Source organism: Magnetospirillum molischianum DSM 120, assembly GCF_000294655.1.
Taxonomy (GTDB): domain Bacteria; phylum Pseudomonadota; class Alphaproteobacteria; order Rhodospirillales; family Magnetospirillaceae; genus Phaeospirillum; species Phaeospirillum molischianum.
In genome coordinates this window covers 267,982-286,071 of the sequence record NZ_CAHP01000014.1, presented here as the reverse complement: position 1 = coordinate 286,071, position 18,090 = coordinate 267,982, and the positions used below count along the sequence as shown (strand labels likewise).

The 18,090-nt window shown below is 62.7% G+C and carries 18 protein-coding genes, 1 tRNA gene and 1 riboswitch; of the genes, 8 read left to right on the top strand and 11 right to left on the bottom strand.

Annotated features, from left to right (window positions below; translation table 11 throughout):
* The first annotated feature begins 111 nt into the window (after positions 1-111).
* Positions 112-1,266 carry a patatin-like phospholipase family protein gene (locus tag PHAMO_RS05625; RefSeq protein WP_002727298.1) on the top strand — a complete coding sequence of 385 codons (1,155 nt, stop codon included), beginning with the start codon at positions 112-114 and terminating at the stop codon, positions 1,264-1,266.
* Positions 1,267-1,357: 91 nt separating this feature from the next.
* Here the strand turns inward: PHAMO_RS05625 and ruvX are convergent, their stop codons facing one another.
* The 5 genes from ruvX to PHAMO_RS05600 all read right to left on the bottom strand — a co-directional run bounded on the left by ruvX (position 1,358) and on the right by PHAMO_RS05600 (position 4,416).
* Positions 1,358-1,837 carry a Holliday junction resolvase RuvX gene (gene ruvX / locus PHAMO_RS05620; RefSeq protein ID WP_002727296.1) on the bottom strand — a complete coding sequence of 160 codons (480 nt, stop codon included), beginning with the start codon at positions 1,835-1,837 and terminating at the stop codon, positions 1,358-1,360.
* Positions 1,838-1,844: 7 nt separating this feature from the next.
* Positions 1,845-2,894 (bottom strand): HpcH/HpaI aldolase/citrate lyase family protein, encoded by a 1,050-nt coding sequence (locus PHAMO_RS05615; RefSeq protein ID WP_002727294.1) that lies wholly within the window; start codon positions 2,892-2,894, stop codon positions 1,845-1,847.
* A 182-nt stretch (positions 2,895-3,076) separates the two neighbouring features.
* Positions 3,077-3,316 (bottom strand): hypothetical protein, encoded by a 240-nt coding sequence (locus tag PHAMO_RS05610; RefSeq protein WP_002727292.1) that lies wholly within the window; start codon positions 3,314-3,316, stop codon positions 3,077-3,079.
* 81 nt (positions 3,317-3,397) lie between these two features.
* Positions 3,398-4,150, bottom strand: a complete 753-nt coding sequence (locus tag PHAMO_RS05605) for an acyl-[acyl-carrier-protein] thioesterase (protein WP_002727289.1) — start codon at positions 4,148-4,150, stop codon at positions 3,398-3,400.
* A gap of 189 nt (positions 4,151-4,339) precedes the next feature.
* Positions 4,340-4,416, bottom strand: a tRNA-Pro gene (locus PHAMO_RS05600).
* 135 nt (positions 4,417-4,551) lie between these two features.
* Here PHAMO_RS05600 and PHAMO_RS05595 point away from each other — a divergent pair.
* From PHAMO_RS05595 to PHAMO_RS05585, 3 genes are read left to right on the top strand one after another with little or no spacing between them, the layout of a single operon-like run.
* Positions 4,552-6,372: an ABC-F family ATP-binding cassette domain-containing protein gene (locus tag PHAMO_RS05595; protein ID WP_002727284.1), complete on the top strand. Its 1,821-nt coding sequence runs from the start codon at positions 4,552-4,554 to the stop codon at positions 6,370-6,372.
* On the top strand, positions 6,369-7,250 hold the full coding sequence (locus PHAMO_RS05590; RefSeq protein WP_002727282.1) for a DMT family transporter: 882 nt from the start codon (positions 6,369-6,371) through the stop codon (positions 7,248-7,250). Before PHAMO_RS05595 ends, PHAMO_RS05590 begins: the two co-directional genes overlap by 4 nt.
* A complete protein-coding gene (locus PHAMO_RS05585) occupies positions 7,247-7,918 on the top strand; it encodes an N-acetylmuramoyl-L-alanine amidase (protein WP_002727280.1) in 672 nt (223 codons plus the stop codon). Before PHAMO_RS05590 ends, PHAMO_RS05585 begins: the two co-directional genes overlap by 4 nt.
* Positions 7,919-7,925: 7 nt before the next feature.
* On the opposite strand, the gene PHAMO_RS05580 is transcribed toward PHAMO_RS05585, so the two are convergent.
* Positions 7,926-8,156, bottom strand: a complete 231-nt coding sequence (locus PHAMO_RS05580) for a sulfurtransferase TusA family protein (protein ID WP_002727278.1) — start codon at positions 8,154-8,156, stop codon at positions 7,926-7,928.
* A 162-nt stretch (positions 8,157-8,318) separates the two neighbouring features.
* Here PHAMO_RS05580 and PHAMO_RS05575 point away from each other — a divergent pair, with 162 nt between their 5' ends.
* A complete protein-coding gene (locus tag PHAMO_RS05575; protein ID WP_002727276.1) occupies positions 8,319-8,714 on the top strand; it encodes a CBS domain-containing protein in 396 nt (131 codons plus the stop codon).
* Between the two features lie 357 nt (positions 8,715-9,071).
* Here PHAMO_RS05575 and PHAMO_RS05565 read toward each other — a convergent pair whose 3' ends face one another.
* From PHAMO_RS05565 to cbpA, 4 genes are all read right to left on the bottom strand, one after another.
* Entirely contained in the window at positions 9,072-9,833 is a 762-nt protein-coding gene (locus PHAMO_RS05565) for an RlmE family RNA methyltransferase (protein WP_002727272.1), read from the bottom strand.
* Positions 9,833-10,816, bottom strand: a complete 984-nt coding sequence (locus PHAMO_RS05560) for a Ppx/GppA phosphatase family protein (protein ID WP_002727271.1) — start codon at positions 10,814-10,816, stop codon at positions 9,833-9,835. The genes PHAMO_RS05565 and PHAMO_RS05560 overlap by 1 nt, the downstream gene beginning before the upstream one ends.
* 125 nt (positions 10,817-10,941) lie before the next feature.
* Positions 10,942-12,342, bottom strand: coding sequence for a peptide-modifying radical SAM enzyme CbpB (gene cbpB, locus PHAMO_RS05555; RefSeq protein WP_002727269.1), 1,401 nt, complete (start codon positions 12,340-12,342; stop codon positions 10,942-10,944).
* Positions 12,339-12,458, bottom strand: a complete 120-nt coding sequence (gene cbpA, locus PHAMO_RS18905; protein ID WP_002727267.1) for a modified peptide precursor CbpA — start codon at positions 12,456-12,458, stop codon at positions 12,339-12,341. Before cbpA ends, cbpB begins: the two co-directional genes overlap by 4 nt.
* Positions 12,459-12,567: 109 nt before the next feature.
* Positions 12,568-12,702: riboswitch (cobalamin riboswitch) on the bottom strand.
* Between the two features lie 158 nt (positions 12,703-12,860).
* Here cbpA and PHAMO_RS05550 point away from each other — a divergent pair.
* From PHAMO_RS05550 to PHAMO_RS05540, 3 genes are read left to right on the top strand one after another with little or no spacing between them, the layout of a single operon-like run.
* Positions 12,861-15,440, top strand: coding sequence for an MMPL family transporter (locus tag PHAMO_RS05550; RefSeq protein WP_002727263.1), 2,580 nt, complete (start codon positions 12,861-12,863; stop codon positions 15,438-15,440).
* Positions 15,433-16,296 carry a hopanoid biosynthesis-associated protein HpnK gene (gene hpnK / locus PHAMO_RS05545; protein ID WP_002727259.1) on the top strand — a complete coding sequence of 288 codons (864 nt, stop codon included), beginning with the start codon at positions 15,433-15,435 and terminating at the stop codon, positions 16,294-16,296. Before PHAMO_RS05550 ends, hpnK begins: the two co-directional genes overlap by 8 nt.
* Positions 16,293-17,258, top strand: coding sequence for a lysylphosphatidylglycerol synthase domain-containing protein (locus PHAMO_RS05540; protein ID WP_002727256.1), 966 nt, complete (start codon positions 16,293-16,295; stop codon positions 17,256-17,258). Before hpnK ends, PHAMO_RS05540 begins: the two co-directional genes overlap by 4 nt.
* Before the next feature lie 133 nt (positions 17,259-17,391).
* Here PHAMO_RS05540 and PHAMO_RS05535 read toward each other — a convergent pair whose 3' ends face one another.
* Positions 17,392-17,973 carry a DUF1013 domain-containing protein gene (locus PHAMO_RS05535; protein ID WP_002727254.1) on the bottom strand — a complete coding sequence of 194 codons (582 nt, stop codon included), beginning with the start codon at positions 17,971-17,973 and terminating at the stop codon, positions 17,392-17,394.
* Positions 17,974-18,090 lie beyond the last annotated feature (117 nt).

Genomic DNA, 18,090 nt, shown 5'->3' with positions numbered 1-18,090 from the left:
CTTGAAACCAGAGACGTTTATTTTACTAAATAAAACGTCTCTATGGTTGTTCGTTGTCCGCTTAATACATTGTAGGCAGGTTATGCCTGCCATGCCTTGGGGGGAGGGATCATGACAAAAGAGACGAAACGCATACCGATCGGAATCGCCTTTCAAGGAGGCTCATTCACGGCTGGTGCTGTTGCAACGGGCGTGGTCACCGCTTTTGTCAAAGCTAAAATTTGTAATAAATATGATGTCCGCGCCTTCTCTGGAACCTCGGCTGGCGCTTTGGTGGCGGCCATTTGCTGGGATTGTGCGATGGCAGGACCAGAGGGAATGAAGGCAGCCCCAGAAAAGCTTAAAACCTTTTGGTATCACAATGCCATAGCGAGCATTCCAAACCAGGACTGGGGCGATTTCTGGAAAAGCTTCGACAATCTCGCCCGGCTTAATCCGCTCTATGACATGGCTGCCGATACGATCCGAATCCCTTGGGTTCAAGCCCAGTTCCGTCGTTGGATCGAGACTGCGATCGAGCCTGAGAGAGTCATCAGATCCCTGGCCAAGCTTTCGCATGGTGCGATGGGGCCAAGGCTGGCGATAGGGGCTGCGAATGTGACTACCGGTGATATCGCGACCTTTATCGACCAGGACTATATCGACGAGGCCGTGGCGGTTCTATCATCGTCCACGATTGTAAAAGCTCCCGTCCCTAAGAGGGAAGTGAAGAGCTGTCTGGATCTTGCCGCGCTTCAGAATTTAGCCCGATTGCACAGCCCCGAAGCTGCGTATAAGGCCGCGGCCGAATTTTTGTTGGATACCTTGATGGCCTCTGGCTCCCTCGACGAAATCAATGGCATGACCACCATCGATTCGTCCCATTATCAGGGGACGTTCCTTGATGGTGCCTGGGGGCAAAATCCGCCGGTTGACGTCATGATTGATTTTGGCGTTGAGGAAATCTGGATCGTCGAAATCTTTCCAAAAAATCGGGACGTTGTTCCGCGAAGCCATGCCGAGCGGGAAGACCGAAAAGAAGAACTCTGGCAGAATTCAACGATCGAACAGCAGGTGGCCTTGATCGAAAGGGTCAATGGTTGGATAAGTTGTGGGCGAGTTAATGAATCTATAAAGGGCAGTGACCGTAAGTTTCGTCAAATCAGGGTGCGTCGTCTGAAGACGGATCTTTTGGAATTGCCTGGTGCGCGTATTGTTAATACACCGAATGCGATTGCTGATAATATCGAGGCTGGAATGAAAAAGGCCCTGGAGTTCATCCGCTGACTTTAATTTGGTGTGTTGTTCAATAAAAAATCACGCGCCCCTCGGTTGTCTTCGCGTGACCTGCGCGGTCTACGATATCCGGGGGGCTTTTTTAGGCGGGAAAAGCCAAGCCAACCGCCAATCGGTCGAGTAGCCCCTGAAGAATATAGGCCGCAGCCATTTTATCGACGACTTCGGCCCGTCGTCGCCGTGACGAATCCGCTTCGAGCAGAGTGCGGGTGACGGCGGCGGTCGATAGTCGTTCGTCCCAGAAAGCAATCGGCAGGTCGCGCCGCTTCAGCAGGTTGGAGGCGAAAGCGCGGGTGGACTGGCACCGTGCTCCCTCGGCACCGTCCATTTCGACCGGCAGGCCAAGCACCAACCCGCCAACATCGTGGCGGTCGATCACGGCGAACAGCGCATCGGCGTCGGCGGTGAATTTGGTTCGGCGCAGGGTATCGAACGGAGTGGCGACGGTTCGGCTGATGTCGGACAGCGCCAACCCGATCGTCTTGGTGCCGAGATCAAGGCCGAGCAGGCGTTGATCTCGGCCAAGCTGGGCCAGTAGATCCTGGGATGCGACGATGCTCATCGGGCGGTTACAGTCCGTAGGCTTCGGCCATCGCCGGATCGCGGGCGGCGACGGCGCGGGCGAGGTCGGCGATGACCTTGGCCTGTTTCCAGGTGGCGTCGTCTTGCATCTTACCGTCGATCATTACCGCGCCGGTTCCATCCGGCATCGCCGCCAGAATTTTAAGGGCGAAGCGGACTTCGGCCGGGTCGGGGCTGAACACGGCCTTGGCGATCTCGATCTGCTTGGGGTGCAGGCTCCAGCCGCCGACGCAACCGAGCAGGAAGGCGTTGCGGAACTGCGCCTCGCAGGCGGCATCGTCGGAAAAGTCTCCGAACGGGCCATAGAATGCCTTGATCCCCGCCGATTGACAGGCATCGACCATCTTGGCGACGGTGTAGTGCCAGGGGTCTTGCTGGAACAAGGTGCGGTGAGGGCGGTCGGGAGCGGCATCTTCCAACACGCCATAGAAGGGGTGGCCGCCGCCGACGCGGGTGGTCTTCATCCCGCGCGATGCGGCCAGATCGGCCGGTCCCAGGCTCATCCCATGCATTCGCGGGCTGGCTTGGGCGATCGCGGCGACGTTATCGACTCCCAGCGCGGTTTCCAGAATAGCATGGATCAGGATCGGGCGGCGGATCGCGTGCTTCGCCTCCAACTGGGCCAGCAACTGGTCAAGATAATGAATGTCCCATGGTCCTTCGACCTTGGGAAGCATCACGACATCGACTTTGTTTCCCGCCGCCGCGACGATTTCGGTGACGTCATCGAGGAACCAGGGGGAATTCAGACAATTAACCCGCGTCCACAGCCCGGTCGTGGCGATGTCCCAGTCGCGTGCCACCTCAATGAAGCCAGCCCGCGCCGCTTCCTTTGCCTCGGCGGGGATCGCATCCTCAAGATTTCCCAGCAAGACATCGACCTGACGGCCGATTTCGGCGGCCTTGGCGCGCATTTTCTCGATGTGGGGCGGGAAGAAATGGATCATCCGCTCCAGCCGAACCGGCAGGTCGCGATAAGGCGCCGGAGCGCCGATGGCCAGCGGCTCGAAGAACTTGCGCGGGGGCTTGCTGCTCATGACGGGCATCCTGCGATCGGAGGGAGGCTCCGTCAGATTTACCCTTGGGGGGAGGGACTGACAAGTCCCTCACGCCACTGGCGAGCGGCCGGGTCTATCATGTCGGCGCACTGGGGCAATCTTCAGCCCAACCCTCTCCCTGAGGGAGAGGGGGCCGTTTGACAAAAAGTGCGAGGGCCGGATTAGGCTGAGACGTCAAGAACCTGACCGACACTGCCCTTGCCGGGCGGCGTGGTGGCCAGGGGAGGAGTCTGTTGCGCCTGAGCCTGCTGTGCCTGCTGAAGTTGCAAGGGCGGGCTTTGAGCCAGAACCTGGGCCGTGGTCTCCTGCTGCTTGGCAGCGCCATAAGGGCCATCAAGGTCGGCCTGGGCGCGAGGGAGATACGTGGCGGTGTTTTTGGTGCCGATGGCGGAGATATCCATGGCGTGTGCCTTTCTGGCGGAGGTATTTCAACCGACACTGTATCATTTCGTTCAGTCTTGGTCACGGACTGATTGCGAACGTCAGTCCGGTGCGGCCCCGATTCGGGCGGAGAAGACTGCGGCGCCTTCCGCGGTGCGCTTTCCCTGGAAGTGGAGCCGAACCGGAGCGGTGGGGGAGGGGGGCAGGTCTTCCCGCTCCAATTCTATCGTGTCGCCAAGACGGCTTTCGCCCAGGAAGTTGATCTCGTACTCGGTCAGGCGATAGGAGGAATGGTCTTCGAGCGGCAGGCTGTCGAGAATCCACTGCGCATAGCAGACATTGTTGACGTGGCCGTTGATGTCGAGATCGCCAATTCGAACCGGGATTGTTCCCGTTGGCGAGGTTTCGGGCCGCATCGCGATCTTTTCCGGGGTTATCGCCAGCGTTCCGTCGGAGCGACAGATTGACTCGCTTTCGGTCACGGACAATTTCATCGGCCGCCGGGTTGTCTGGTCCAGGGTCAGCCAGCTGGCGGTGCCGTCGCCTAGCTTGCGGTCGCCGCAAAAAATCTCGTAATCGCGTTGCGCCAGGGGGCCGGTGATCGGGCGGACCCAGGTGCGGATGTCGATTTTGTCGCCCCAGCCCGGCCAGTCGGTCATCGCCAGCCGTTGTCGTGTCAGTACCCAGATCGTGTTGCGACGAAGCATGTCGTCGAAGCCGTGGCCGAGATGGTTGGCGTGGGTCCAGGCGGTGTCCTGGAGGATCTTCAGCAGGCCGACCAGACCAAGCCGCTTGCGGTGGTTGAGGACGATCGAATTGATATCGTAGCTCTGAGTCCAGATCGTCTGCTTCATCAGCTCCCGCTCCATTGCACCGCACAGGACGGCACCGACAGCCTAAACGCGATGGCGCGGCGGCTCCAGAGTCTTGGGATGATAACTGATGTGTGAAAACGGGACGGTCGGCCCCGCTGCGTCACGGTTCCAGCTTTTTGGCCCCAAAAGGTAAAGGCCAGTCAACCCATTGGATTGACTGGCCTTTGTTGGTCGGAGTGAGAGGATTCGAACCTCCGGCCCCTGCCTCCCGAAGACAGTGCTCTACCAGGCTGAGCTACACTCCGTCGCCTGCGAGGCGCTCCTTATAGCGTCATCATCGTCGGCTGGCAAAGGGTATTTCTCACTTTTTTACAAAGAGGGTGGAGACCCCCCTCCGGCCGGGTTTGACTTCGCGCCATCCGGGGTGTTAGCCATCGTTCATGGCACCACCCCCTCTTCTCAGTTTGCGCGACGTGCGCCTGACCTTCGGCGGCAAACCGCTGTTCGAAGGAGTCACCGCCTGGATTGGCCGTGGCGACAAGACCTGTCTGGTCGGTCGCAACGGCTCGGGCAAGTCCACCCTGCTTAAGGTCTTGGCCGGAGAGATCCTGCCGGATTCGGGCGAACGCTTTGTTCAGCCGGGAACCCGGATCGCGGTTCTGCCGCAAGATCCGGTGATCGGCGCAGCGACGGTCGCGGCCTATGTCGCCGAAGGACTGGCCGCCGATGAGCACGACCAGATGTTCCGGGTCGAGACCGTGCTGGACGCGCTCAAGATCGGAGGCGACCGCGAATCCGCCACCTTGTCTGGAGGCGAGGCCCGTCGCGCCGCCCTGGCCCGTGCCCTGGTCGCCGAGCCGGATGTGTTGCTGCTCGACGAGCCGACCAACCATCTCGATCTGCCGACCATCCTTTGGCTGGAACAATGGCTGGCGGCTTATGGTGGCGCGATGGTGGTCATCAGCCACGACCGCCGCTTTCTTGAAACCGTGTCGAAACAGACTCTGTGGCTGGAGCGTGGCGTTGTCCGCCGCGCCGAGGTCGGGTTCGCCCGCTTCACCGATTGGCAGGAAGAGGTTCTGGCCGCCGAGGAAGCCTCGCTGGCGCGGATGGATAACCGCCTGCGTCAGGAATTGCATTGGATGGCGCGGGGCGTTACCGCCCGACGCAAGCGCAATATGGGCCGCTTGCGGGCGGTTCATGCCTTGCGGGCCGAGCGGGGCGAGCGCAAATCGGCTTTTCTCGCCGCCGGGCGTCAGGCTCAATTGGCCGCCGAATCCGGCGAGGTTTCGGGGCGGCTGGTGATCGAGGCCGAAGGTCTTTGCAAACGCTTCGGCGAGCGGGTGATCTGCGAGAATTTCTCGACCCGCATTCTGCGTGGCGACCGGGTCGGTCTGATCGGCCCCAACGGCGCGGGCAAGAGTACCTTGCTGAAGATGCTGATCGGGGCGTTGCCGCCGGATCAGGGCACGGTGCGGCTGGGCACCAATCTGGAGATTGCCGCCTTCGACCAGCACCGTACCATCCTCGATCCCGAGCGCAGCGTCTGGGACACCCTGACCGATGGGCGTGGCGACGAAGTGTGGGTGCGCGGCCAGCCTCGCCACGTCGTCGGCTATATGAAGGACTTCCTGTTCACCGAAGCTCAGGCCCGCACGCCGGTTCGGGCGCTGTCGGGCGGTGAGCGCAACCGGCTGCTATTGGCCAAGCTGTTGGCCAAGCCTTCGAACCTGCTGATTCTCGATGAACCGACCAACGATCTCGACATCGATACTCTCGATCTGCTCGAAGAGGTTCTGGCCGAGTATGACGGCACCCTGCTGTTGGTCAGCCATGACCGCGATTTCCTCGACCGGCTGGTGACCAGCGTCATTGCCGTCGAGGGGCAGGGCGATGTCACCGAATATGATGGCGGCTTCACCGATTATCTTCGCCAGCGTCCGGCCCGGCCCGAAACGGCCGCAAAGGCGGCGGCGAAGCCGGCCTCTGCTCCGGCGGTCGCGAAGCCCGCTCCGGCGCGGACCCGGATGTCCTATAACGAGACCCGTGAGTTGGACCGTCTGCCCGGACAGATCGCCGATCTGGAAATCGAGATCGCCCGGTTGGAGTCCGAAGTCTCCGATCCTGGCCTCTACGCCCGCGACGCCACCCGGTTCAATGCCGCCGTCGCCCGTGCCGAGGTCGCTCGTGCCGAGTTGGCCACCGCCGAGGATCGTTGGCTGGAGTTGGAAGCTAAACGCGAGCAGGCCACGGCGAAGTGACCGCGCCGCGCATGTCTCCGGCGGATTGGGCTGGCGCTCTGGCGGTCTCGCTGCTGTGGGGCGGCAACATGGTTGCCGTCAAGGCGGCGGTCGAGACCCTGCCGCCCTTTCTGCTGATGGGCATTCGCTTCATCATCGTCGCTTTGCTGTTGGCTCCGTTCTTCCGGCCTCGGCGCGACCAGTTGCCCGGCCTGCTTGGTTTGGCCCTGGTGCTGGGGGTCGGGCATTTCGGCCTGATGTTCCTGGCCGTAAGTGGAATGGACGCCGCCGCCGCCGTCGTTGCTCTTCAGATGACGATTCCGTTCAGTGCGTTGCTCGCCTGGATCGTCTATCGCGAAGCGCTGGGGTGGGGGCGCGGTCTGGGGGTTGGGTTGGCCTTTGCCGGTGTTGCTCTGCTGGCGGGCGAACCCCATGCCACGGGGATCTGGCCACTGTTGGCGATGGCCGCCAGTACCTTGTGCTGGGCGTTTTCCAACGTGATGATCAAGCGGATCGGCACGATCGACCCGTTAACGATCAACGGCTGGGTCGCTCTGTTCGCGATCCCGATGCTGTTCGCCTGTTCGGCCCTGTTCGAGCACGGTCAGATTGACGCGATTGTCGCCACCGGCCCCTCCGGCTGGGCCGGATTGGCCTATACCGTCATCGGGGCGTCGCTGATCGCCTACACCCTGTGGTATCGGCTGGTTCGTCGCCATTCCCTGAACCGGATCGTGCCGTTTACTCTGCTCGGCCCTGCGGTCGGCATCACCGGCGGTGTTTTGTTGCTGGGCGAAGCTTTGACTTGGCAAAAACTCGTCGGCGGCGTGCTGACGGTCGCCGGAGTCGCGGCGGTGCAAATGTTGTCGGGAAAAGCAAAGGAGAAGGTCGAGTCGTGATTCTTCGCCCCTCGCCCAATCACGAACCGCGCCGCAGCCCGCTTGTCGATATGCTGGTGCTTCATTATACCGGCATGCCCAACGGCCCTACTGCGCTTGACCGGCTGTGCGATCCCGCCGCCAAGGTCAGCGCTCATTATGTGATCGAGGAAGATGGGCGCGTCTTTGCCCTGGTCGAGGAATCGCGTCGCGCCTGGCATGCCGGGGCTGGGTCTTGGCGCGGCGAGACCGACATCAATTCCCGCTCGATTGGAATCGAACTGGTCAATCCCGGCCACGAATTCGGCTATCGCCCGTTTCCGCAGCCCCAGATCGACGCGTTGATCGATTTAGCGCGGGGAATCCTGGCCCGCCACCCGATCCCGCCCCGCAATGTTGTTGCCCATGCCGACATCGCCCCGACCCGCAAGGAAGATCCTGGCGAACTGTTCCCGTGGCAGAGTCTGGCCGAACCGCATGGAATCGGCCTGTGGCCTTGTGGCGAGCCGGTCGATCCGCCGCCATTGCCGGTGATCCTCGCCGGTCTGGCCCATTTCGGCTACGACGTTACCGATCCGACTGCGGCCCTGATCGCGTTCCAGCGCCACTTCCGCCCCTGGTCCCTGAGCGGAGACGCCGATCCCGAGACCTGCGGGCGCTTGCGGGCGTTGCTTCGGGTGATGCGGTAGGGGGCTTTTACCCGGCGCGTTGCAGGATGAAGGTGAATAATTCACCGTCTTCGCTGGCCTTCAGCAAAGTGTGCCCGGTCTGACGGCAGAGGGATTCGAAGTCGCGGCGGGTGCCGGGATCGGTCGCGATAACGGTAAGAATTGTGCCGGGGGGGAGGGTGTCCAGGGTCTTCTTGGCGCGCAGCACCGGCAGCGGGCAGGAAAGTCCGCGCACGTCCAGCACCTTATCGGTCATCATCAACTCCCCCTCGCTTCGCCGCGATGTCTGCGGTCGTAAGGCGATTTAGTCTACGGGCTTAGTACTCAAAGGACAATACGAAGGACAGGGGCTGCGGCTCCGCGCTTGACGTCGTGGATGAAGCAAGCTGGGATGCCGAATTGCCATGGAGTAGTAGCCGCTATGACCGTCCGTGCCATTCTTGCCGCGAAGCCAAAGGGAGCCGGAGAGCTCGTTTCGATCGCGCCCGACGCTCTGGTGGTCGAAGCCGCCCAGTTGCTGGCCCGTCACCGTATCGGCGCGGTGCCGGTGATCGAGGCGGGAATACTGGTCGGTATTCTGTCCGAGCGGGATATCGTCCGTGCTCTGGCTCGCTCGGCGTCAACGCTGGGGACGACCCGCGTGCGTGGTCTGATGACGGCGGAAGTTTTTGTTGCCCGCGAAAACGATGCGCTTGAGGCCGTTCTGGAACTGATGAGTTCGAAACGGATACGCCATCTTCCGGTGGTCAACGGCGAGGGCGTGGTGATCGGGATTGTCACCTTGGGCGATGTCGCCTATTGGCGCAGAAACTCATAAAGACAAGCAAAAGGCGGGTCACGCTCTAAGCTTTTATGATTTCGTCCTCGCCGGGCGCGGTCCTCCGACTGAGCAATCTTGATTTCAGCCGGTTGCCTTGTGGTAGCCCCTCGGCGCATTGCGCGGCTTCCAAAGCACATTCTTTGCTATGGTCGCAGGTGCTGTCGCTGGGGCAGTAGGCGATGTCGCCGAGGATGACCAGTGCATCGACGACAATGCCGCACTTAAGGCAATTTGTGGTTGCCGTGAACTTCTGCTGGCAAGGCGAGGGCAGGTTGAAAATGGGCATAAGTGGCATGATACGTATTGATGCGTCGAATAACAACCCCACTAAAAGTACGAGAAGCGGAGAAATCCCTATGTATTTTGGGGCTGTTCCTCGGTTTGTCCACGAAAGCCGGTGGCGACAACATAGGTCTCGGCCGAATCCGAACGGCTGGCCGGAGGTTTGGCGTGGCGGACGGTGGTGAAGTTCTTTTTCAACTGATCGAGCAGTGTCTTCTCGGTGCCGCCTTGGAAGACCTTGGCGACAAAAGCGCCGCCCGGAGTCAGAACTTCCATCGCGAAATGCAAGGCGACTTCGACCAGGGCGATGATGCGCAGGTGGTCGGTCGAAGGGTGGCCGGTGGTCGGGGCCGCCATGTCTGACAGAACCACATCGGCGGGACCGCCCAGCGCTTCTTTCAGCCGGTCGGGAGCGTCGTCAGCAAGAAAATCGCCCTGAAGCACGGTTGCCCCCGCGATCGGGTCCCATTCCAGGATGTCCATGCCGACGACGGTTCCCCCCTTGGGCTGACCGGCCTTGACACGCTGCACCGCGACCTGAGTCCACCCGCCGGGGGCCGCGCCCAGATCGACCACCCGCACGCCGGGGCGGAGCAGGTGAAAGCGGTCGTCGAGCTGGATAATCTTGAAGGCGGCACGCGAGCGGTATCCGAGCCGCTTTGCCTCATAGACATAGGGGTCGTTGAGCTGGCGCTGTAGCCAGAGCGTCGAAGACAGCTTGCGCCGTTTCGCGGTCTTGACCGTGACGGTCATCTGGCGCGATCCGCCGCCGGGTCCGGCACCGGTACCCTTGCCGCCGCTTTTGCTTTTGCCTTTGGTCTTTTCGCCGGCCATCACGTCCTCTTTCTTTGGCGGCTATGCGCATCTTCGCGCATCATGCCGAGCAATACGCCTTCACGAACGCCGCGATCGGCTACCCTTAACCGCCCCAACGGCCACAGCCGACAAAGGGCGTCAAGGATGGCACATCCCGCAACCACCAGATCGGCCCGTTCCGGTCCGATGCAAGGGTGGGCGGCGCGGTCATCCGAACTCATCCCCGCCAGCATCTGGGATACGGCGGCGATATCGGCAAAATTCAGGTTCAATCCATCGATCTGGGCGCGATCATAGCGCGTTAGTCCCAGATGCAATGCACCCAGCGTCGTTACCGTGCCCGAGGTGCCCAGCATTTGCGCCTGCTTGCCGGTCATTCGCGCGGCGATGCCATGTTCGTGCTCGAAAGGGGCGAAGGCTTCGGTCAACTGAGCCACGACCGCTTCGTAACCGGCGGCGGTGGACATCTCGGCCCCGCTCTGCTCGGCCAGGGTCACCACCCCGGTCGGGACCGAACGGACACCCTGGACCAATTGCCCATCGGATTCAGTCCGCACCCACACCAGTTCGGTCGAACCGCCGCCAATATCGAACACCAGCGCCCACGGAACATGAGGGTCAAGCAGCGAGGAGCACCCCGCCAAAGCCAGCCCCGCCTCTTCCTGCGCTGAAATGATGTCGGGGGCAAGGCCGGTGCGTTCGGCGATGCGAGCCGTGAATTCGGCACCGTTAACGGCGCGGCGGCAGGCTTCGGTGGCGACGAGCCGGGCGCGGCCGGCGCGGTTGCGCCGCATCTTATCGGCGCAGGTTTCCAGGGCATCAAGGGTGCGGATCATCGCCGCTTCCGACAGGCGGCCGGTTCGGCTCAATCCTTCGCCCAGGCGGGTCACGCGCGAGAAGGCGTCGATCACCCTGAAGCCGTGCCCGGTGGGACGGGCGACCAGCATGCGGCAGTTATTCGTGCCGAGATCAAGGGCGGCGTAGACGGCGTCGCTGGGCATGATGCCTGGGAACTGGTCCGGCCGGATTGGCGGGACGGGAATTAAGGGGCGGCAATGTTAGCCCGGATGACGTCGCCAAGGGAAGCCCCGCGCGTCCGATTGCTCGGGCCGCGCGGGGGATATCACTAACAGCCGCCGAAGCCGAACGTGGTCTCGGTGCCGTCATCCCAACCGTCCCACAGATAGTCGGCCTCGATTCCATCGGCGATCAGGCGGAACGCGTACTTGGCCTGATCGAGATAGGCATCGCAATAAGCGCCGATCTTATCCATGCCGCCATTGGCTTCGAACGCCTCGGCCGGGCAGGGCGAGCCGCAGAAATGGCGCACCGCGCAGACCGCGCATTTGGCGATGTCCTCGACCTTGCGGCCGGTGACCAGCTTGAAGGGCGGGGTTTCCAGCACGTCTTCGATCCGGTCGGTGAACAAGTTGCCGCCAGCGAAGTCGGGCAGGCCGATGAACTCGCTGCACGGGAACAGCGTGCCATCGGGGGCCAGGGCGAAAAAGCTGCGACCGCCGCCACAGGGCGAAATGTCGCACATCAATCGCCGTGCCGTGGGGGCCAGGATCGAGATCAGGATATTGGCGAAATTCGCCACCACCAACTTGCGCCCGGTTTCGCGGAACAGGGCATGGGTGCGGTCGAGTGCGGCGAGATAGGCTTTGCTGACCACCGCGTCCTCGACCCACGAATCCCGTCCGCCCGGCTGAGTACAGCGGACGAAGTTCAGCATACAGGCCGGGACTTCGCGTTCGTGCAGGAACTCGACCATCGGGACTAACTGGTCGATGTTCTCGCGGTTCATCGTGCAGATGACGTTGAAGCCGGCATAGCCCTTCAGCCGGTCGATCGCGGTCAGGGTCGAGGCGAACACGCTGTCGCCGTTCCAGCGCTTGCGCGACCTGTCGGCCACCGCTTCAATCGGGGCGTCGAGCGACAGGCCGATGCCGCAGCCATGGCTGGTCAGGAATGCGATCGCGGATTCGTCGAGCAGAGTGGCGTTGGTCTGCACTCCGAAGCGGAAGCGGTCGCCGTACTGCGCGATTGCTTCGAACATCGCATCGCGGTTCAGCATCGGCTCGGCGCCATGGAAGATGATCTGCGGCTTGCGGTCGGGCGGCATGATCGACGAGAAATAGGCGTGCAGCCGTTCCATCGCGTCGAGCAGCGTTTCGCGGCTCATATGCTCGCCGCTTTTGCGCATGTCGCGCGGAATGTAGCAATAGGCGCAATCGAGGTTGCAGCGCTCGGTCGGATTGAAGTAGACCGCCGACGGCTTCAGATTGAAACGCAGCAGTTCCATTTCTTCGGCGAACGACTCGCGCTTGTCCTGCCACTGCCGGACCAACTCGCCATCGGCCAGCACGCGCGATGCCTCGTCCGTGCGCACCAGAGACCAGAAGGCGGTATCGGCGTCGATCAGAGCGGTGTAGTCGGAATGGCCGATGTCGAACCATTCCAGCCCGTCGGGAAGACGACCCCCGATGGGGGCCGCCTCACCTTTCGCGTCAGCGAGCAAGCTCAACGCTTCACCTGCTTGTCCATCAGCACGTAATGCGACAGGCCGGTACCTTCGGCGTCGCAGCTCTTGCGGCTGGCGATCACCGCCGGACGGGTGGTTTTGGTTTCGGTTCTGCTCATGGTCGTTCGGACTCCACGGTTGCCGGGGCGACGGCGCGGGCACGACAATGCCTTTGCCGAAACCCTTTTCCATCGGATTCCGCCCCGAGACTCGGATGAGGTCCAACAGGTCTTCTGGCTCTCGGATCGACCACGCAACCACGCCTTCCCGGCGGTTGGCCGCCAGTGGCTGGGCGTTTTCCGCCCCAGTGGTCCGTGTCCCCGATTACAGCGGCGGGACCGCTACGGATTTGCACCGTATTCCGGGATGCTGGACCATGCCGCTTTACGCCAAGGCGGGGAGTTCCGTCAAGAGTCGGCTTTCAGGGCAATGCATCTTGGTCACCTCGCCCCTTGCCCTGGACGGGGTATCCGAGGCACAGTCCCGCTTTCTTTCATCCACCGATCTGAACAGGAACTCATATGGCCCGGCGTTTCGCGGTCTTCATCGTCGATTGGTGCTGGCGGCATGCTCTCGCGGTGGTGGGGATCGCCCTGGTCGCGACCGTGGCAATGGGGCTTTATGCCGCCACCCACCTGTCGCTCGACACCGATGAATCCAAGCTGATTTCCTCAGACCTGCCGTTCCGTCAAGCCGAGCAGGCGATCGATTCGGCTTTTCCCCACACTCTTGACCGGCTGGTCGTGGTGCTTGACGCGCCGACGCCCGAACTGGCGGAAGATGGGGTCGAGCGTTTGCGCGCCGCTCTGGCCGCTATCGGGGGACCGATCCGTTCGGTCGAACGCCCGAGCGAGGAATTGTATTTCCGTCGTCACGGTCTGCTCTTCCTGTCGCCGGCCGACCTGACCACGCTGTCCGACCGGTTGGTTGCGGCCCAGCCGTTGCTGGGCACGGTGGCGCACGATCCGTCGCTGCGCGGTCTGCTGTCGGCGGTGGGGATGATTGTCGATGGCATCGCTCACGGCCAAGCCGGGGCAGCCGATATCGAACCGCTGGTCGCCCGTATCGACCATGTTGCCGCCGCTCTGGCCGAGGGGCGCTCGACCGAGCCCGCCGACTGGCAGGCGATGCTCGCCGCGGGACCGATGCGCGATACATCGCGTCGCTTTTTGTTGGCTCAGGCGCAGGTCGATCATGGCGCGCTGGAGGCGGGGGCAGAGGCCGATCGGGCCATCCGCACCGCTGCCGCCACGCTGGGGTTGGTGCCGGAGCATGGCTACCAGGTGCGACTGACTGGTTCGGTCGCGTTGTCCGACGCCAACTTCGCCACCGTGACCGAAGGCGTCGAGATTACCGCGCCGTTGTCGCTTTTGGCGGTGATCGGGCTGCTGTTCCTGGCGGTGCGTTCGCTTCGGGTTGTCGTTGCAATCATCATCAGTCTGGCGATCGGGCTGGTTGCCACCGCCGCTTTTGCCGCGCTGACCGTCGGCAGCCTTAACCCGATCTCGGTCGCTTTCGCGGTGATGTTCGTCGGTATTGCCGTCGATTTCGCGATTCAGTTCGTGACCTCATATCGCAACGAGCGTCATCGGCTGGGCGAGTCAGCTCCGGCGGCGCTGGCATCGGCTGGAGCGATGGCTGGGCCGCTGTCGCTGGCGGCGCTGGCGACCGCCGTTGGATTCCTGTCGTTCCTGCCGACCGCCTACACCGGCGTGTCGCAACTGGGCCTGATCGCGGGCGGTGGAATGGTAATCGCCTTGATCGTCGATTTCACTGTTCTGCCCGCATTGCTCGCACTTTTGAAGCCGCCGCCCGAGCCGGAGCCGGTGGGGTTGCCCCTTGCCGGTCCTGACCGTTGGCTGGCGCGTCACGCTCGGTCGGTGGCGTTGGGCGCGGGACTGATCGCCCTGAGCGGGGCGTCATTGCTGCCGTTCCTGCCGCTTGATTTCGATCCGCTTCATCTCCAGGATCCCAAGGCCGAGGCGGTTTCGACCTTTCACGAAATGGCGCGCGATCCCGAAGCCGGAGTCTATGCGGTCGAGGTGTTGGCCCCGTCGCGGGCCGAGGCCCGCGAATTGGCCAAGCGGCTGGAGGTTCTGCCCGGCGCGCGGCGGACGATGACGATTGAAAGCTTCATTCCCGACGATATCGACGAGACTCTGCCGATCGTCGCCGATCTGGCCCAGGTGTTGGGGCCGACGTTGAATGTTGCCGCGCCGCTGCCCCCGCCGTCGCCCGAAGAGACCGCGGCCGCTCTGGCCAAGTTGGCGGGACGGTTGGAAGCCGAACTGCCGGGTCACGAGCCGTCGCGTTTGTTGGCTGGTCATCTCCGCGCTATCGCCGCCGCCGGGCCGGAGCGGGTCGCTCAACTTGACAGCTTGTTGGCCTCGGGCCTGTCCGGCTTGATCTCGTCCCTGCGCCAAACTCTCGATGTCACTGGTCCGGTGACGGTGGAGACCTTGCCGCCCGATCTGTTGCGTGACTGGATCACGCCCGACGGTCGTGCCCGCGTCAAGGTGCTGCCACGCGAGGACATGGAAGATGCTGGGGCGCGTACCCGCTTCGTTGATGCCGTCGCTTCCGTCACTCCCGATGCTGCCGGTGCGCCGATTTCGATGGAGCAATCGGGACGGGTGGTGGTGCGGGCCTTTGCCTTTGCCGCTGTCGGGGCGTTGCTCGCCATCGGGCTGATGCTGGGGTTGATGTTGCGCCGGGTGCTCGATACCGCCCTGGTGCTGGCACCGCTGCTGCTGGGGGCGCTGGCGACGGTGATCGCCGCCTGGGCTGGCGGTCTGGCGATCAATTTTGCCAACATCATCGCCTTGCCCCTGTTGCTGGGGATCGGAGTCGCTTTTAACATCTACTTCGTTGTCAATTGGCGGAGCGGTGTGACCTCTCCGCTCCAGCACCCGACGACCCGCGCGGTTCTGTTCAGCGCGCTGACGACTGGGTCGGCCTTCGGCAGTCTGGCGGTGTCGCCCCATCTCGGCACCGCGTCGATGGGGTTGTTGCTGTTCGTTTCGCTTGGTTTATCGGTGGCGGCAACCTTCGTGGTGCTGCCTGCTTTGTTTCACCTTCTGGGAAGGCCCAACCATGACTAAGAGGCTGATCGTGACCGCCGATGATTTCGGCCGGTCGGTTCCGGTCAACGAAGCGGTCGAAGACGCACACGTCAACGGTATCCTGACCTCGGCCAGCCTGATGATGACCGAGGCCGCCGTTGACGATGCGGTGGCGCGGGCGCGGCGCCTGCCTGAACTTGGCGTCGGGCTGCACGTTACTTTGGTTGATGGCATTCCGGCGCTGCCGCCGTCGCAGGTTCCGGCTCTGGTTGGTCCCGATGGGCGGTTTGGCCGCGAACTGGTTCGGTTGGGGGCGCGGATTTATCTCGACCGCGCCGTGCAAGATCAGGTCCGGGCCGAGATGCGGGCGCAGTTCGAACTGTACGCAGCCACCGGCCTGCCGCTGGCCCACGTCGATTTTCATCACCATTATCACCAGCATCCGACCGTGTTCGATCTAGTGCTTGATCTGGCGGTTGAATACGGCGCTGCCGGAATCCGGGTGCCGTGGGAGCCGCCGTTGCGATCGTTTGCGGCGCGGGGCGACCGGCTGGGACTGCGGCTATGGAACGGCGTGTTCCATTGGCGTCGTTGCGCCCGGATGCGAGCCAAGGCGCGCGCCGCCGGTCTGACCGTCAACGACCGCTCGTTCGGAGTTAATGACAGCGGCATGATGGATTACGCTCGGGTGGCGTCGTTCCTTGATCATCTGCCCGAAGGGCTGTCGGAGATCTACAGCCATCCCGCCACCCGCCATTGGGAAGTGCGACCGATGCCGTCGCATTACCATGTCGCCGAGGAATACCGCGCCCTGGTCGAACCGGCCAACGTGACGCGGGTCAAGGATCGTGGCATCGAATTGGTCAACTTCTCCATGGCGGCGGAACAGGCATGAACGCAGGGATTCTGCGGCTATGCCTCATTGCCGTTGTTCTTGGCATCGCATGGTGGCTTCGTGACGGGTTCGGCGATGTCGGTGGGGCGCTTGACCGCGCCGGTTGGAGCGGGGTGGCGATCATAACCGCCTATCACCTGCTGCCGATGATGTTGTGCGGGTTGAGCTGGGCGACGTTGCAGCCGCAGGAGCCGCTCCGTCCGGCCTGGGTCTTCGTGATGGGCCGGTGGATTCGCGATGGCGTTGGCGAACTGGCCGGCTTTCTGCCCCTGTCCGGAGAAATGGCCGGAATTCGCCACCTGACCCGCTTCGGGATCCGACCAGCGGTGGCGGGGGCCACAGTGGTGGCGGACATCACCGCCGAGGCAATCGCCCAGTTTCTGTTCAGTCTGGTCGGCGTCGGCATGTGGGCTTGGCTGTACCCAGAGTCCGAGGTGACTCGTTGGGGCGTGATTGCCCTGGTGGTGTCGGTGCCGGTGTTGATCGCTTTCGTGATCGTGCAACGCTCGTGGTTCATGCATTTCCTCGAATCGTTGCCGTCGCGGTTGATGCCGAAAAGCTGGGATGCCCCCGATGTCGAACAGGGGATCGTGGCCTCGATCAACGACATTTATCGGCGTCGGTCGCGGATGGTGCGGTCGGTGGCATGGCATCTGGCGGCCTGGATCGCCGGAGCCGCCGAAGCCTGGGTGGCACTCTATCTGCTGGGATACCCGCTTGATTTCGCTCAGGTGTTGGCGATGGAGAGCATTATCTTCGCCATTCGCAGCATCGCGTTTGTCGTGCCCGGCGCGATCGGTATCCAGGAAGGCGGCTACATGCTGCTTGGGACAATGCTGGGTCTGCCGACCGAGGTCGCGCTGGCTCTGTCGCTGCTGAAGCGGGGCCGCGAGCTGATCCTGGGCCTGTCGGCGTTGTTGGCGTGGCATTTCATTGAGGGGGCAACCGCCCGTCGGCGGTGACAAGCGTCCGCCGACATGCCGTATCGGGGTAAGTCGGCGGGAAGAAACCGGGTGGAGGTCTACTTCCCGGACCCAGAGGCGTAGGGCAGCCCCCCTCTTCCGTGCGGAAGAAGAGGGGGGGCTGGATAGAAAATCAGCCTTCGTCGTAGCTGTTGGCGCGGCCGATGGTGGCTTCGGCCGCCACGGTGGCCGGGCGGATGCGGCCGGACAGGGCAACCGCCTTTTCCAGATCGCTTTCGCTGCACATGCCGAGCGTTACCGGATTGCGCGGCTTAATGTTGCCGGCGTTCCAGTGGGTCTTATCGCGCACCGCCAGGATGGTCTGCTTGGTCGTGCCGATCAGCTTCGAGATCGTCGCGTCGGACAGTTCCGGGTGATGCTTGAGAATCCAGGCGATCGCGTCGGGGCGATCCTGGCGTTTCGACACCGGGGTATAGCGGGCACCCTTGGGTTTCGAACGCGGCTGCGGAATATCGGTGACGGTCAGCTTGAGGCGGCCGTCAGGATTAGCTTCGCACCGTTCGATTTCGATGCGGGTAACTTGGCCGTTGGCGACGGGATCGAGACCGACGATGCCGGCAGCAACCTCGCCATCGGCGATGGCCTGAACCTCAAGCGGATGAAGGCCGCAGAAGTCGGCAATCTGCTCGAAGGTGAGAGCGGTGTTCTCGACGAGCCATACGGCGGTCGCCTTGGGCATCAGCGGCAGGGCCATGAATCCTCCTGAATGTCGACTGGTCCCGTTCGACCGGCTGATCACAGCCGGCTTCGGCGGGAAGGCATCCCTTCGCCCCGTTGGGCAAAATGGATCGTTCCCGCGTGGATCGTTCAA